Origin of the sequence: Lutimaribacter saemankumensis (genome assembly GCF_900100005.1) — a bacterium.
In the GTDB taxonomy this organism is placed as follows: domain Bacteria; phylum Pseudomonadota; class Alphaproteobacteria; order Rhodobacterales; family Rhodobacteraceae; genus Lutimaribacter; species Lutimaribacter saemankumensis.
Map to the genome: position 1 here is coordinate 568,774 of NZ_FNEB01000001.1, position 14,056 is coordinate 582,829.

Here is a 14,056-nt window from a genome sequence, read left to right on the forward strand (position 1 = left end):
TCACACAGGCCAAACCGCATGGCGCGCGAAATAGCCCGGCCCCACCTCGGCCGAAATCTGGGCCACCGCGATTTCGTAAGGATCACCACCGGTATCCGCCAACTCGTCGCCAGGATCGTACTGCCAGAACGGATCGCTCAGAACCCGCTCCTGCAGAACCGCCCCGCCCTGAAGCACGCGCAGCAGATAGGCCTCGCTCTCTTCCCCCACCGGTACATCGACGCCATCCCAGCTATCACCATTGATGCGGGTGCGCCTGATCCACGACACGCCCAGCGCACCATCCGGTGCACGCTTGGCCCTAAGATGTGCCGGGGCGTAAGGACGCAAACCGACACCGCTGAACGCAAGCTCGAACGGGGTAAAGGACGGATCGTCCACCGGTTGCTTTGCCGGACCGACGCGGTAGTGCCGCGTAACGCCACGCGCAACGGACGGCAGTTCAAGCTGCCTTGGCGCACTGTCCAGCAACACGAACCGCGCACCAACCGGCCAGATCGGGGCCATCACCGCATCGCTTCCAAGCTGGCCGCGCAACAAGCCGCGCAAGCGGTAAAGCCCGGAATCGACGATTTCAGCCTGTTGGAACTGGATGATCTCCCAACCCTCGGGCGTGCCGTTCCCAACCGCCGCCAGATTCCCGCCTGAAAGCAGAGCCGCCATCGAAATGCTCTGCAATTCGCCGGACACAAGCCGCACATCGACATCGCCCGCCCAATGCATCCGCCCAACCGGCCCGGCCTGCAAGGGGGTCGCAAGCGTGCCCATCGTGGCTTGTGCCGCCAAAATGGTGTTGAGCGAAAAATCAGCCCCCGTCGCACTGCCATAAACCGCCACGCTGCCTGGCCACGGGATGGCCGTCGCTGCAACATGCGGGCTGTGCGGCTGCTCATCCCCCTGGATCAGCGGCAGATCCATGAACTCCACCTCTGCTGGTGCCGGGGCGACGAACGGCGCCATCCGCGCGATGCTCTCGTCCAACTCGGCCGGCGCATAGACCGCGCGCTCCATGCGGACCGCTTCGATCATCTGGAACGGTCCCTGCTCGACACGATCGATCCTGAACTTGCCGGCCTCAACCTCCAGCACGTCCCCGGCGCCGAGGTTCTGCAGCGATGGCGGCAAGGCCACCCGCAACGTATCGCGCGCCACGCGCGCTTCGGCCAGCCAGCGCTCCAGCACCTGGCGCCCCTCGCGACGGGTCAATGCCATCGAAATATCCGAGGTCGAAACCGCATGCGTCGCCTCATCGGGCAGCACCGCCTCTTCTGCCGCCACCCCATAATCGGCATCGGTCTCGACGAACCGCAAACGCAGACGCCCCGCCATTTCCGCCTCTGCCGCCCGTGTGATCTCCACCCGGCCATCGATCTCGTCGGTTTCGACCGTGTTCTCTGGCCTTAACCGAGTTTCCGGCGCAGCCCCCCGCATTCGGAACACCAGCTTGCCGTCCCGCTCCAGCGCATCGACACCATAGGCCAGCATCAAGGGCTGAAGGATACCCCGCGCGGTATCGACCTCCGAAACGGTATACCCTCGGACAAACCCATACAGTTCCGACGTATCCACCTCATGCAGACCCGCGCGCGCGCAGACCTCATCGAAGATCGAAGCCAGCGAACGCCCCGCCATCCGCCCGCTGATCCAATGCCCGCGCACATAATTCTCACCATCGGCCCAGAGGTCGCGATTTCCGGGAAAGAACGGATAGGGCCGCGCGTCCCAGGCCCAGACAAAAGCCCGCGACATGTCCACCATCAGGCCGCCATAAACCTCGGAAACCGGGTTGTTTTGCGGGTCCAGCCAATGTGCATAGGTCGCACGCAGATATTGCATCTGATTCAGCTCGTCCCGCATCCCGTTCGAGTAATGCGGATATGCCGATTCCGACGATTTCGGATCGAGAAACTTGTTGGGTTGGTTCGTGCCCTTGTCGATCGCCGCACAGCCCAGCTCGGTAAAGACGATGGGTTTCGAGCGTGGCTGCCAACCTGTCGGTGTCTCTTGCCTCACACCCCCTATGCGCTCATGGTGATGGTTCGACCACCAGCCCCGTATATCCTTGTACCGCCAGATCCACGGTTCTCCATGTTCATCGTCAGTGATCGGTGTGCGAATTTGCGCATCGCGCGCCTCGGGCGAATGATAGAACCAGTCGTACCCTTCTCCGCCCGCGACATTCGCCTTGAGATAATCGAGGTTGTAGATGCTGCCCCATCCGGCATCGGCATGCCCGGTTTCGTCACGCCAATCCGATAGCGGCATGTAATTGTCGATCCCGATGAAATCGATCTCGGGATCGGCCCATAGTGGGTCGAGATGAAAATACCTGTCCCCGCTGCCGTCGTCTGGCTGATAGCCGAAATATTCCGACCAGTCGGCCGCGTAACCGATCCTTACGCCAGACCCCAACAAGGCTCGCGCCTCGGACGCAAGCCCGCGCAAAGCGGAAACAAACGGAAAGCGATCCGTATCACCGCGCAGTTGCGTCAGACCCCGCATTTCCGATCCGATACAGAACGCATCGACCCCACCTGCCGCCGCACAAAGCGCCGCATAATGCAGGATGAACCGGCTATAGCTCCATTCATCCGGGCCCGAATACGTCACGACGCCATTTGCCACCGTAAAATCCGACGCACGGACCGTTCCCACGAATTGCGAAACCTCGATCTCTGCAGCCACCGTTTCATCAGGGGAACCGGCACGGCCGGGCGCAACCGATCCGGTGATCCGCCCACGCCAGGGCAGGCGCGGCTGATGCTCCCCCCCGTCCAGGGATCGACCAGCCCGTTGCCATCCAGCTGCTCCATCAGGATGAACGGATAGAACATCACCTGTTTACCCCTGGTCGTCAGCCCCCGGATCGCCTCGGTGACAGCCTCATCCGCCGGTGTACCGCCATAGACGACCCGCCCGTGTTCGTCCGGCACCAGACCGGCATCCCGCCGCGTCAGGCCAGACACGGTCCAAGGCATGTCCGCCCCGTCGAATTCGCCTTGTTCGACCTTGGGCCGCAAACGGCACGCCTGCGCGCGCAGGTCGTCGCCGAACCAGCTCACGATCAGCGACACTGCCTCGCAGGACGGCAGCTCTGCCTCCAGCGCGTCCAGCGATGTCTCCATGTCGGTCTGGCCCGAGGGCGTGTTCACGTTCAGGCTGCGGCTTTGGCCCGGCCCGTATTTTGCCACCACCCGCGATGTCGCAAGCGCGTATTCACCTGTGCCGGGCATCAGGGCAACGGCCCGCACGTTCTGCGCAGGGTCGCGGTCGATGCCTTTCACTTCCTCGGGCCTGAGGACTTCGAAACTGAACTGCGGCACCCGGTTGCCGAATTGCTCCAGCGGCAAGGCATCCATGACGACATAGGCCGTCCCCCTGTAGGCCGGTACCGCGCCCGCCCCTTCAAGCGCCGCGATCGTCGGGTCAGGCATCTGATCGCGCGAACCGTTGTAGACGCGCATGTTCAGATCTTCTGGCGCCATTTCCACCCCGTCCGCCCAGACCCGCAGAACGCCGCCGATCTGACCCTCGCACAGCGCAATCGCCAGACTGACAGAGTAGCTGTAGCTGTAGGTCGTCGACCGCGCCTGCGGCCGGGCCGGCGCTCCCTTGCCGCCACCGCCTCCGGTCGAGGTTTGCGTGACATGCTCCTGAAATGCGCTCGCCCAGATCACGTGCCCGCCCACGCGCATCCGGCCATACACCTGTGCAACCGGCACCCCTTCACCCGCCGAGGTGATCCGAAACCTTTCGGTGCGGCCCTGGTGATGCTCGACCGCGTCCGATCCCTGCCCCATCAGGCGCTGATCGATCACACGGCCAAGGCTCGCACCCGCAAAGCGGCCGATCACCACCGATGACAGGCCAAGGAATGACCCCCCGACCGATCCGCCAATTGCGGCCCCGGCTGCAGACAGAACTATCGTCGCCATCTTTCAAGTCTCCTGTTTGAACCGGAACCGCGCTACGATGCGGCGCGCCCATGGGGGGCTCAGCGGGCTTTCAACGACCCCATGACCGGAATAGGCGTGAATGAAGCTCGCCCGCGCGCCCACCTCGGCGGCGATACCCAGATGCTTGGCCACCGCGCCCGCGCGCATCCGAAACAGCAGCACGTCCCCCGAACGGGCATCCTGCAAATAGACGGGCTGCAACAGGCGGCGGGCCACCCGCCACAGGGTCTCGTCGCGCTGGGTTTCCGACCAGTCGCGCGTATAGGGCGGTACGGGCATCGGCTCGGGCCCGATGACTTCTCGCCAGACACCGCGCAATAAGCCCAGGCAGTCCGTCCCCACGCCCTTGCAACTTGCCTGATGCAGGTAAGGGGTTCCGATCCAGCCGCGCGCGGCCTCCACGACAACAGAGCTCATCGCCGGCTACCCCCGCCCAGATCGCCGGATCGCGCCGGAACTGCCATAAGCCAGTCTTCGGCAGGTAAATCGGGAAATCCCTGGAAGTTCAGCGCATTGTCGAACTTGAAACGGCAGGTTTCGAACCGCTTGTCGCATCCCGCGGTAAGGCGCACCACGTCGCCTTCGGCCAACGGCGCACGCAGAGCCACCCAGGGCGCGATTACGCGGCGGTCGTTCACAGTCTCATCGCGCTTGATCTGCGCTTTCAAGCCGGCTGCAGCCCCATCCAGGATTTCCAGCGCGCCGCGACGGAACCACCCGGGCGCGTAGCCGGCCATACTGTCGAACAGCAGCGTTCCGTCGTCATCGACACCGCGCAACGCGACCTCGACCGCAAACCCCGGACGCGCCAGATCGAAACCGCACGCCCGATCCCCCAGAACCGCAGTGCAGGGCTTCTGGAACACCCGCCCGATCGGGCGATTGAGCGCCTCGGTCAACCCGCGCAGCTCGGCCCGGAACGCCCCGCCCGCGCGCCGGATTTCACCGATGCTTCCGCGAAAGCGCAAATGCCGCTGCGCCGGGTCTGCCCAGTTCACGATCCAGGCCCGCAGGTCCGCACCGTCATAGCGCCCGGCCTCGATATCCGCCTCTCGGATGCGGGCATCGCTCAACGCGCCCAACGCCTCCGCGTTATCCACCGCCAGGCCCGTCGTCTGCTGCAACGCGGTGGCCGACAGGCCGCTATCGGCGGCAAAGACGATGCCGTCGAACTCCATCGGGCAGTCGTGATCGGTAAAACCCAGAACGCGGCCATCCGTAAGCGTGATGGCCCAGGCGCTGGCCAGGGTGGTCAGCCCGCTGCGTACATGTTCGAGAAACTCGGCATTCATCGCGTCACACCCTCACTTCCACGACCGGAACGCTCGGCACATCGCCAGCCCGGAAACTCGCGACGCTGGTCTGTATCCGGTCGGTATCGAACCTGACCGGCACGTCGAATTCGAACCCCGCCGTGATCTCCATCCCTTCGTTCGGCGGATGGCCGAAGGTGATCATGCCCCGCGTCGCATCCAGCTCCCAATGGATGCCTTCCTGCTGCTCGTCCCCTTCGATGCCCACGCGAACGGTGCCCGCAACGGGCTTGGTTATCGGCCGCAGGTAGGATTGTTCGCCCGACCGGTATTCCTTTTTCAGCGTGAAAGCCGCGGTTTCCCCGTCCCCCATGGCGATCACCTGATCCATGAAACCCGGCGCGACCGACGGGCGGCAGGATTTGAAGTCCGACCAGTCCTTCCACCGAAAGGCGTAAAGCTGGCCGTGCCGCGCTTCGAAAAACGCGATCAGCGTTTCCACATCGTCGAGCGATCGCAATCCGACCCCGGCATCGTACCGCCGCCGCGAATGCGCCCAGGGGCTGTTGCGTTCCTCGAACCCGTTGGCCAAGGTCACGACGTCGGTGCGCCGCTCCGGTCCACCGACCGAGCCGAAACTCAGATTGGCGGGAAACCGTATCTCGTGAAATTCCATTGTCGTCTCCTCAGCGGTTGCGCTGTGCGCGCGACAGCGCGCGGCTGACCTGCCCGGCGATCTGGCTCTGGCTGCGGCGGAACCCCTCGGCGTTGGGGGTATGGATGTTCATCACCACGTTCACCGTTCCCGCACCGCCCTGCGCGCGGACGCCAAGGCTGCCATCCGGCCCGCGCGACAGCGGCATGATTGCCTCTGGTCCCGCTTCGCCCATCAAGCCGGTCGCGCCACGCATCGCGAAATAGCTGGGGCCGCTCACCACGCCGCCCTTGGCAAAGGGCATCACGCGGCCCTGCGCAAAACCCGCCCCATCGGCAAAGGGTAAAAGCCCATCCATCAACGAGCCGACCCCCTGCGCCAGCAACCCGCCCACATGGTCGGTCACGGGCTTCACGGCAGCGGAATAGGCGGTGTTGATCATGGATTGCGCCACCGTTTTCAGCGCATCCGACAGCTTCATCCCGTCCAGCAGCACCCCATCAAAGGCCCGCCGCAATCCGGTGCTCAACCCGCGCTCCAGCGTGCGCACGTCCTGACCCGCCGCGGCAAAGGTCGCGCGCATGCGGCTCAACTCGGCCTCGAACCCGGCGGCCATTCCGCTGGCGCCGTCCATCGCCGCTTCCAACGTGTCGATCTGGCTTTCCAGCCGGTCGAACCCTTCGTAGTCGGTCATCTCTCAGTCCTTTCTGCATCGTCGGGAAAGGCGGCCAGCATCTCTTCCAACCGGGCGCGGGCCATCGGCGGGGCACCCGCGCCCTGCCCCAGCATCAGCATCAGCTCTGCCGGCGTCAGCGCCCAGAACCGGTCGGGCGTCAGCCGCAGGCCGGTCATCCCGGCCCGCATCATTCCCGCCCAGTCGAACCGGTTCATGTGCGCGCCTCGTCCGGTATGGCAAAGGCTCGCGCCAGCAACTCTGCCGCGGCCCGCGCACCGGCCATCGGCCCACCCGCGATCTCGGCCCGCGCCAGTTGGCCTGCATCGCCAGGCCAGCCGCCGCCACGCAGCCCGGCCAACAGCAGGGCCAGAACGTCGCGCGACGAAAACCGCCCCGCCTCGAACCGCTCGACCAGCGCCACCAGGCTGTCCTCGCCCAGCACGTCTTCCAGCTCGGCCAGCGCCCCAAGCGTCAGCCTCATCACGACGGTCTCGCCATCCAGAACCAGCGCCACCTCTCCCCGCCAGCGGTTGACCATCACAGCACCGTAAACGACAGCACCCCGGCCGAGGCCATCGCCATCTCGTATGTCGCCTCTCCGTTGTGGCTGCCCGCATATTCCAGCGCCGTCACCTGGAATGGGCCTTCCACGATCCCGAAATCGGGGATCACCACCTGGAAATCCGGGATCTCTCCGTCGAAAAAGATCTGCCGCGCGCGTTCGTCGGTATCGGCATCGCGAAACACCCCCGAGCCGCTGATCGAGGCCGTCTTGACCCCCGCGCCCGCCAGCAATTCACGCCAGCCGCCCTGGCTTTCCAGGCTCGTCACATCCACGCTTTCTGCGTTGAAACTGATCCGCGTGGCGCGCAGCCCCGCGATCGTGCTGAACTGCTTGTCACCGGTCAGGTCGACCTTGATCAGCAGGTCCTTGCCATTCTGTGCACCCATGTCTCTCTCCAAGGTTGGGATTAGTCGTCTTCGATACGCGCGCGGAACCGCAACTCGATCCGGCGCAACTGCCCGGTGCCTTCGCGGCTCGCCCGCGCGCGCAGGAAATCCAGCGCGACCAACCGGCCGCGTGACAGGCTCAGATCAGCATCCACCAGCGCATCGCTGACCGCCGCAGCGATGGTCTTGGCCGCAAGAAACCCGCTGCCGTCGCTCACCACCGACACCGTGAAATCGTGCCGCGCCCCGCCACCCGTCTTGTCCGAGGCGTCGCGCACCTCTTCCTGCCCCAGCGTTACGTAAAGCGCAGGCAGGCTGCCGCTCGGCACCACGTCATAGATTGCGCTGCCGGCCAGCGCGGTCACCGCCGCGTCGCCGGTCAACCGCTGAAACACCGCCTCCTGCAGGGCAGCCGCCATGCCATAGCTCATGCCACCACCTCCTCTTCGGCAAAGCAGGTCAGAAACCGCCCGCGCGGATCACGCTCGGCCACCGCCGTTATGCGAAACAGCCTTGCGCCCTCCCGAAACCTCTGTTCGGGCCTGGGGCGCATCGTGCTGCCCACAGGCGCCGCGCGCACCGTGATGCGATACCCGGTCAGCGAAACGGGTATCCCGTCACCGTCCCGTTCACGGCCCGTGCGCGCGATCACGTCGGCCCAGAGCGTGCCCAGAACATCCCAGCCCCGCACCACGCCACCCGCGCCGTCGGGCAGTTCGCTCGGCGTTTCCAGCACCAGTTGGCGGGTCAGATGCACCGGGCCGCTCATGCCGCGCCCCCGCCCAGCATACGCACGGTGCGATAACGCTCGATCAGGCTGGTGACGCCGAAAGGCATGCAACCCGCGCTCAATCCGGTCTCGTCGCGATACTCGTAGTAATGCGCCGCCAGCAGCATGACCGCCTGGCGCATATCGGCAGGCAGGGCATCGAAATTCGCCCCCATCCCCGCCTGGAACGCGATCACGACAGAGCCGCCCTGCGGAACGACCGGCAACAGCGCCGCGACAGGCACAAGCCGCGGGCGCTGACTGTCGCGCTCCAACCGGTAAAGCGCGGGGTCCACAACCCTTTCGACGCCGTCGCGATCCAGCACGGCCACCCCCGTCACCGCATCGACCGGCGCCACAGGCATCGCCTGCCCCGTCGCATCGCGCCAAGACGCCAGCGTCAGCCGGAAATCGCGCTTCAGCAGGATTTTCCCCGTCCGCGCCTCGATCGCCGACACGGCGGCCCGCAGGAAACTCTCCAGAACCACGTCCTGCAGCCCGTCCTCGGCAAACCCGGTGCCCTGACGCAGATGCGCCCTGAACGCCGCAAGCGGCAGGGCCGCCTGCGCGACCTCGGTCTCTTCCATCAACATCATGGACCTATCTCCAATCCTCGCCCCCACCCTGGGGTCAGGCGCGCGCCGTCAGCGTTGCTCGAACGGAGGGAGCAGCCAGACAACACCGTTGCACACGGCACGCGCCCCGGGGACGGGCCCGATTTGCCCGCCCCCGATTCCCGGCGCTTACGCGACCGAGAATTTCAGCAGCTTGATCGCGGCAAAGTCGCTCACGTCCCCGCCAACGCGCTTGGTCGCGTAGAACAGAACATGCGGCTTGGCCGAGAACGGATCGCGCAGAACGCGCAGATCGGGCCGTTCCGCCACGGTGTAGCCCGCGCCGAAATCGCCGAACGCGATCGCTGTGGCATCGCTGCCGATATCCGGCATGTCCTCGGCGATCAGCACCGGATAGCCCAGCAGCCGCGCCGGTTCGCCCGCCGCCAGCCCGTCGGACCACAGGAACCGCCCGTCATTGTCCTTCAGCTTGCGCACCGCGCCCGCGGTTTTCGAGTTCATGACAAAAGCCGCATTGGCGCGATACTGCGCGCCCAGGGCATAAACCAGGTCGACAATCGCATCGGCCCCGCCGAACGCGCCATCGACGCCGGTCGCGACATATCCCAGGTTGCCCCAGCTCCAGCTGGCATTGCCGACATGCGGATGGGTCAGGAAGCCGGTCGGTTTGTCGATGCCGTCGCCGCCGACAAAGGCCGCCGCCTCGGCGCGGGCGAACTTGTCCGCGATACGGCTGGCCAGCCAACCTTCGAGATCGAACGCCGCGTCATCCAGCAACCGCTGCGAGGCCTTGGGCAGTGCCGACAGTTCGTGCAAGGGGATGGTGATCCGGTCGATCTGCGGCGTTCCGGTTTCCGAAACCGATCCGGTTTCCGCGTTCCACCCATGTCCGACATCGCCGTGATCAACCAACACGTCATAGCTCGTGGCCTCGACCTCGACGACATTGGCCACCGCCCTGATCGACGCCGCACCCTGCAACACGTTGCGTACGCTATCGGCGGTTTTCGGGTCCACCAGGTATCCGCCATCGGCGGCAACGGCGGTGTTCATCGCCTTGCCTTCCAGCGCGATACCCCGCAGCGCGTCGTCGTCGCCGGTGCGCAGATAGGCGTCGAACGCCTTTTGATGGGGCGCCTCGATCTCGGCGCCGGTGGCCAGCGCGGGGCGCTTGGCGGTTTGGGTGGCAGTCTTACGATCCAGCATGGTCAGTCGCTCTTCCTGTTGTTGAAGCCGTTGATGGATTTCATCACGAAACCCCTTGAATTCACTTGTGAACCCCGCAATCGCGGTGGTCGCCTCAACGACCGGAGACACACCATCCCCGGTCCGAGACTTGGTCTCGGTCGTGCTCATCAGCATTTCCTTCAGTCGTGGTCCCGGCCCGGGGTCAGCCCCGCGCCATCTCAAGGCGGGCCGCGTCGAATGCCGCCGCCAATTCGCGCCAGGCGGCATCGGCATCGGGCGTCTCGCCCTTCCGTCCCACCCGCGCACTGGGCTGCATCGGAAAGGTCACCAGCGACACTTCCCAAAGCTCCAGTTCCGTCAAAAGCCGCTGGCCCTTGTCGTTCTTCACCGCGCGCCTCGTGCGGTACCCGATCGACAACCCGTCGATCGCGCCCGCCGCAACAAGCGCCGCCGCCTCACGGCCTTTTTCCACGGTGTCGAGGATACGGCCCTTCACGAACAGGCCCCGCTCATCCTCGCGCACCTCGTCCCAGACCCCGATCGGCTGCGACGGATCGTGCTGCCACAGCATCTTGACCTGGCGGCCCTCGGCGGCCAGGCGGGCCAGGCTGGCCGCATAGGCCCCCGCCTGCACCACGTCGCCGCCCTGATCGCTCGCGCCGAACAGGCTGGCATACCCTTCGATCACCGCACCGTCGCGCAAGACGATATCCTCGCCCAGGCGACAGAACTTGGTTTCCAATCCGCTTTCCATCTCGTTCCCTTTCCCGCTCATGGCGCCACGGCCAGCAGCGACTGCACCGCCTGCGCCAGAATGATCCCCACGATCCCGTAGACCGCCAGCCACAGCCGCCGCTCCAGCTTTTCGATCGTCGCTTCCAGCCGCAGCGCCCGCTGCTGAAGCCCCTCGATCTGCAACGTGCTCACACGCTCATGCGCCTCGAGCCGCAGCGCCGGCGCGCAGTCGAACGCCTCGAACCCGTAACGCCGGTCATCCATCGGCAGGCTCGCTTTGCGCCGGCAGCCCCAGCAGGCTGCGCTTTTCGGCGTCCGACAAGAACGCCGCCTCGGTCACGCGCCGCCACACCTCGGACCGCTCGGCCGCCAGCGCCGGCACCTGGTCGAGATCGGGCCTCAACTCCAGCACCTCCCCCGCGAACCGCGACAGCCAGTCCGACACCTGCGCCGTCACGCGCGTGGCCAGCGGCAGAACGGTCAGGCGGTAAAAGGCGCGGTTGGCCTCCTGGTAGTTGGCAAAGGTCGCATCGCCCGGAATGCCCAGCAGCATCGGCGGCACGCCAAAGGCCAGCGCGATCTCACGCGCGGCGCTTTCCTTGGTTTTCTGGAATTCCATGTCCGAGGGGCTGAACCCCATCGGCTTCCAGTCCAGCCCGCCTTCCAGCAGCATCGGCCGGCCCGCGTTGCGCGCGCCCTGGTGATGGGTCTCCATCTCGGACACCAGCCGGTCATACTGATCCGCGCTCAGCCCGCCCGCGCCATCCGCACCGGTATAGACAATCGCGCCCGATGGCCGCGCCGCATTGTCCAGCAACGCCTTCGACCAGCGGCTGGCCGCATTGTGCACGTCCAACGCCTGCGCCGCCGCCTGCAGGGGCGACAAACCATAATGATCATCCTGTGGATGAAACGCCCGGATATGGCAGATCGGCGCCACTTCCGCCGTCGCGTCGAACCGGTGCCTGCGCCCGCCCACCGCATATTCATAAGCCACCGGCCATCCATCCGACCCGGGCACCACCTGCATCCGGTCCGAACGCAGCACATGCAGCTCTCCCGGCACCGCGTCCGCGCCCGCGACGGCCTCCAGATAACCGTCGCCCGACAGCAGCAGATGGCCGAAAAGCGCCTCGAACAGCTCGGCCTTGCCCTGCGCGGGGTTGGGCCGCTGCACCAGACGCAGCACGGGATGGCTGTCATAGCGCTGCGCGCTGTCCTGCAGCACCAGCGGCAGGGCCGCCGCGGCCTCTGCGATCATCTTGACGCAGCGATGCACCACCGGGTTCGCCGCATAGCCCGTGCGCGTCAGGCTGGCGGTGTCACGCGGGCTCCAGGCCACACGCCCGGCGCTGCCAAATGCCATGACACGGCCCGTGGCGCTTGCCTTGCGCTCGGGCGCGGCATCCACCCCGGCGCTGCGTCGAAAGAAATCCAGCTTCATGCGTCTTGCTCCTTATCCTCGCGGGCCGCCGGGCCATCGCGTCGTTGAACCCAACCTCGCGTCAAAGGTTTAAGAAAAGTGAACTAGAGCGCGCGCACCTGCGGATGCCGCCACTTTCGCGCCGGTTCGATCATCAGATCGGTCATCGCCCAGACCAGCGCATCCAGCCTGTCGGGGCTGCCCGTGCCCTCGAATCCCAAGGTGGTCATCGCGCACATCTGGTCCTCCAGAACGCCGAAACCGCGCAGGTGGTTGACCCGGCGCTGCTCGTAAAGCGCGGCGACCGGCTCGGCCCGCGCCTGCTTGTTGACCGAGGCGCGCACCTTGCTCAGCGGGACAAGGGGATCGACCTGCCGCAACACGGCTTCGACCATGTCACCGCCCTGGTTTACCTCGACGACAATGCGATCCGCGCGCCACCGTTCCTTTGCCGCAATCGCTGCGCGCGCCCAGGCATCGGGACTCGCGGCGCTGACGCTCGCATCCTCCAGAACGCAGGCCTGCCAGTGCTGCGGCCCGCCCTGGCTGCGCACACCGGCGACGACGATGCCGCATTCGTCCGACCGCGAATGACCGGTGACAGGCGGGTCCACCGCCACGACGATCCGGTCCAGTTCGGGCACCTCGCGCACCCGCGCCGCATCGAGCGTCGCCCGCGACCACAACGCCCCCTCGGCATCCTCCATCAGAATGCCCTCCAGCTCCTGGCGGCCCAGCCGCGTACCGGCATAGCGCGCGCGCATCTCGACCATGAAGCTCTCGCCCAGGTTCGCCGCGTTTGCCTCGGTCGCGGCATGGGTCTGCACCGTGCTTTCGCGCTCAAGCAGATCCTTCAGCACGCCGACATTGCGCGGCGTCGTCGTCACGCAAACCTGCGGGCGGTCCCCCAGCCGCAACGCGAACTGCAGCATGTCCCAGGCCTCCTGCCCGCGCTTCCACTTGGCCAGTTCGTCCACCCAGGCCGCATCGAATTGCGGCCCCCGCAACGCTTCCGGTTCGTGTGCGGAAAACACCTGCGCCGTCGCGCCGTTCGGCCATGTCAGCATCCGCCGCCCCCCGTGCCAGACAGGTTTGCGGTCGGGCGGGGCACATGCCAGGATGCCGCTGTCCCCGAACACCATCACCTCGCGGGCCTGGTCCAGCGTCTCGCCCACGATCGCCACCCGTGCGCACCGCCCCGGATCGAGCGGCATCGCCCCTTCGACCAGGCCGCGCACCCATTCCGCGCCCGCACGGGTCTTGCCCGCACCGCGTCCGCCCAGGATCACCCAGGTCCGCCAATCCCCATCCGGCGGCAACTGGTGTGGCAGCGCCCAGAATTCGAACAGGTGCGGCAACGCCAGCACCATCTCGTCATCGAGGCTTTCCAGGAACTCTTGCTGGACATCCTCGGGCGCGGAGGCGAGCCAGGCGGCACCCGATCTCAGTTCGTGCCCTGTCGAAATCGATGGCATAGTCGTTGACGATGCCCTGCTGTTCCTTGCGGCGCTCTTCACATCTTTGCTCCGTATCCAGTGCCATCTTCAGCCAGTGCCGGATTTCCGCAGTCAGCCGGGCGCTGTCTTTCAACGCCTCAACCTCGCCCGCGCGCACCCTTTGCTGAAGTTCCAGTAGCTCGGTGGTCATCCCGAGCAGTTGCTCTTCCACGACCCGAATGGCCCGGCTCAGAGAGCCTTCGGTCATGTCAGACAGTTCTGCTTTCATGTACTTGCTCGCTTTGCCCCATGCGTGTTCCCTCCGCACGAGCGAGACGAAAAAAGCGGCGCCCGGGTTCACCCCGGGGCCGCTTGCCCACCTCTTCCAGCATGTCACAACCTATACGATAAACCGTGCGCTGATGTCAAGGTTTTCCGC

General features: G+C 65.9%; 16 protein-coding genes and 1 pseudogene. All 17 read right to left on the reverse strand.

All coding sequences use genetic code 11. The features are described 5' to 3' along the window. The 17 genes and pseudogenes from BLT50_RS02760 to BLT50_RS02840 all read right to left on the reverse strand — a co-directional run bounded on the left by BLT50_RS02760 (nt 1) and on the right by BLT50_RS02840 (nt 13,906). Nucleotides 1-3,935: pseudogene (locus BLT50_RS02760) on the reverse strand (baseplate multidomain protein megatron). Nucleotides 3,936-3,938: 3 nt separating this feature from the next. Continuing rightward, on the reverse strand, nt 3,939-4,373 hold the full coding sequence (locus BLT50_RS02765; RefSeq protein WP_090026227.1) for an NlpC/P60 family protein: 435 nt from the start codon (nt 4,371-4,373) through the stop codon (nt 3,939-3,941). Further along, nucleotides 4,370-5,248, reverse strand: a complete 879-nt coding sequence (locus BLT50_RS02770) for a DUF2163 domain-containing protein (RefSeq protein ID WP_090026229.1) — start codon at nt 5,246-5,248, stop codon at nt 4,370-4,372. The genes BLT50_RS02765 and BLT50_RS02770 overlap by 4 nt, the downstream gene beginning before the upstream one ends. Before the next feature lie 4 nt (nt 5,249-5,252). Next, nucleotides 5,253-5,885: a DUF2460 domain-containing protein gene (locus tag BLT50_RS02775; RefSeq protein WP_090026231.1), complete on the reverse strand. Its 633-nt coding sequence runs from the start codon at nt 5,883-5,885 to the stop codon at nt 5,253-5,255. 10 nt (nt 5,886-5,895) lie between these two features. Continuing rightward, complete coding sequence (locus BLT50_RS02780) at nt 5,896-6,558, reverse strand: phage tail tape measure protein (RefSeq protein ID WP_090026233.1); 663 nt, start codon at nt 6,556-6,558, stop codon at nt 5,896-5,898. Beyond that, nucleotides 6,555-6,755 (reverse strand): rcc01693 family protein, encoded by a 201-nt coding sequence (locus tag BLT50_RS02785; protein WP_090026235.1) that lies wholly within the window; start codon nt 6,753-6,755, stop codon nt 6,555-6,557. The genes BLT50_RS02780 and BLT50_RS02785 overlap by 4 nt, the downstream gene beginning before the upstream one ends. After that, nucleotides 6,752-7,078 carry a gene transfer agent family protein gene (locus BLT50_RS02790; protein ID WP_090026237.1) on the reverse strand — a complete coding sequence of 109 codons (327 nt, stop codon included), beginning with the start codon at nt 7,076-7,078 and terminating at the stop codon, nt 6,752-6,754. The genes BLT50_RS02785 and BLT50_RS02790 overlap by 4 nt, the downstream gene beginning before the upstream one ends. After that, on the reverse strand, nt 7,078-7,491 hold the full coding sequence (locus BLT50_RS02795) for a phage major tail protein, TP901-1 family (protein WP_090026239.1): 414 nt from the start codon (nt 7,489-7,491) through the stop codon (nt 7,078-7,080). Before BLT50_RS02795 ends, BLT50_RS02790 begins: the two co-directional genes overlap by 1 nt. A 20-nt stretch (nt 7,492-7,511) precedes the next feature. After that, a complete protein-coding gene (locus BLT50_RS02800; protein ID WP_090026241.1) occupies nt 7,512-7,922 on the reverse strand; it encodes a DUF3168 domain-containing protein in 411 nt (136 codons plus the stop codon). Further along, the gene (locus BLT50_RS02805) at nt 7,919-8,260 is read right to left on the reverse strand and encodes a head-tail adaptor protein (RefSeq protein ID WP_090026243.1); all 342 of its coding nucleotides are present in this window, start codon (nt 8,258-8,260) and stop codon (nt 7,919-7,921) included. Before BLT50_RS02805 ends, BLT50_RS02800 begins: the two co-directional genes overlap by 4 nt. Next, the gene (locus tag BLT50_RS02810) at nt 8,257-8,856 is read right to left on the reverse strand and encodes a head-tail connector protein (protein ID WP_090026245.1); all 600 of its coding nucleotides are present in this window, start codon (nt 8,854-8,856) and stop codon (nt 8,257-8,259) included. Before BLT50_RS02810 ends, BLT50_RS02805 begins: the two co-directional genes overlap by 4 nt. Before the next feature lie 147 nt (nt 8,857-9,003). After that, nucleotides 9,004-10,191: a phage major capsid protein gene (locus BLT50_RS02815; RefSeq protein ID WP_090026248.1), complete on the reverse strand. Its 1,188-nt coding sequence runs from the start codon at nt 10,189-10,191 to the stop codon at nt 9,004-9,006. Nucleotides 10,192-10,225: 34 nt separating this feature from the next. Then, complete coding sequence (locus BLT50_RS02820) at nt 10,226-10,798, reverse strand: HK97 family phage prohead protease (protein WP_245723262.1); 573 nt, start codon at nt 10,796-10,798, stop codon at nt 10,226-10,228. Then, complete coding sequence (locus BLT50_RS02825; RefSeq protein ID WP_090026252.1) at nt 10,795-11,022, reverse strand: GTA head formation protein, RCAP_rcc01685 family; 228 nt, start codon at nt 11,020-11,022, stop codon at nt 10,795-10,797. Before BLT50_RS02825 ends, BLT50_RS02820 begins: the two co-directional genes overlap by 4 nt. Then, nucleotides 11,015-12,202 (reverse strand): phage portal protein, encoded by a 1,188-nt coding sequence (locus BLT50_RS02830; RefSeq protein ID WP_090026254.1) that lies wholly within the window; start codon nt 12,200-12,202, stop codon nt 11,015-11,017. Before BLT50_RS02830 ends, BLT50_RS02825 begins: the two co-directional genes overlap by 8 nt. An 83-nt stretch (nt 12,203-12,285) precedes the next feature. Continuing rightward, nucleotides 12,286-13,656 (reverse strand): DNA-packaging protein, encoded by a 1,371-nt coding sequence (locus tag BLT50_RS02835; protein WP_175491376.1) that lies wholly within the window; start codon nt 13,654-13,656, stop codon nt 12,286-12,288. Next, nucleotides 13,556-13,906, reverse strand: coding sequence for a hypothetical protein (locus BLT50_RS02840; RefSeq protein WP_090027038.1), 351 nt, complete (start codon nt 13,904-13,906; stop codon nt 13,556-13,558). Before BLT50_RS02840 ends, BLT50_RS02835 begins: the two co-directional genes overlap by 101 nt. Nucleotides 13,907-14,056 lie beyond the last annotated feature (150 nt).

What these genes read in the sequence shown, in the direction of transcription:
- BLT50_RS02840 (WP_090027038.1), bottom strand. Translation starts at nt 13,906, where the DNA reads ATGAAAGCAGAACTGTCTGACATGACCGAAGGCTCTCTGAGCCGGGCC.
- BLT50_RS02765 (WP_090026227.1), bottom strand. Translation starts at nt 4,373, where the DNA reads ATGAGCTCTGTTGTCGTGGAGGCCGCGCGCGGCTGGATCGGAACCCCT.
- BLT50_RS02795 (WP_090026239.1), bottom strand. Translation starts at nt 7,491, where the DNA reads ATGGGTGCACAGAATGGCAAGGACCTGCTGATCAAGGTCGACCTGACC.
- BLT50_RS02810 (WP_090026245.1), bottom strand. Translation starts at nt 8,856, where the DNA reads ATGATGTTGATGGAAGAGACCGAGGTCGCGCAGGCGGCCCTGCCGCTT.
- BLT50_RS02775 (WP_090026231.1), bottom strand. Translation starts at nt 5,885, where the DNA reads ATGGAATTTCACGAGATACGGTTTCCCGCCAATCTGAGTTTCGGCTCG.
- BLT50_RS02835 (WP_175491376.1), bottom strand. Translation starts at nt 13,656, where the DNA reads ATGCCATCGATTTCGACAGGGCACGAACTGAGATCGGGTGCCGCCTGG.
- BLT50_RS02820 (WP_245723262.1), bottom strand. Translation starts at nt 10,798, where the DNA reads ATGAGCGGGAAAGGGAACGAGATGGAAAGCGGATTGGAAACCAAGTTC.
- BLT50_RS02790 (WP_090026237.1), bottom strand. Translation starts at nt 7,078, where the DNA reads ATGGTCAACCGCTGGCGGGGAGAGGTGGCGCTGGTTCTGGATGGCGAG.
- BLT50_RS02805 (WP_090026243.1), bottom strand. Translation starts at nt 8,260, where the DNA reads ATGAGCGGCCCGGTGCATCTGACCCGCCAACTGGTGCTGGAAACGCCG.
- BLT50_RS02785 (WP_090026235.1), bottom strand. Translation starts at nt 6,755, where the DNA reads ATGAACCGGTTCGACTGGGCGGGAATGATGCGGGCCGGGATGACCGGC.
- BLT50_RS02815 (WP_090026248.1), bottom strand. Translation starts at nt 10,191, where the DNA reads ATGAGCACGACCGAGACCAAGTCTCGGACCGGGGATGGTGTGTCTCCG.
- BLT50_RS02800 (WP_090026241.1), bottom strand. Translation starts at nt 7,922, where the DNA reads ATGAGCTATGGCATGGCGGCTGCCCTGCAGGAGGCGGTGTTTCAGCGG.
- BLT50_RS02770 (WP_090026229.1), bottom strand. Translation starts at nt 5,248, where the DNA reads ATGAATGCCGAGTTTCTCGAACATGTACGCAGCGGGCTGACCACCCTG.
- BLT50_RS02780 (WP_090026233.1), bottom strand. Translation starts at nt 6,558, where the DNA reads ATGACCGACTACGAAGGGTTCGACCGGCTGGAAAGCCAGATCGACACG.
- BLT50_RS02825 (WP_090026252.1), bottom strand. Translation starts at nt 11,022, where the DNA reads ATGGATGACCGGCGTTACGGGTTCGAGGCGTTCGACTGCGCGCCGGCG.
- BLT50_RS02830 (WP_090026254.1), bottom strand. Translation starts at nt 12,202, where the DNA reads ATGAAGCTGGATTTCTTTCGACGCAGCGCCGGGGTGGATGCCGCGCCC.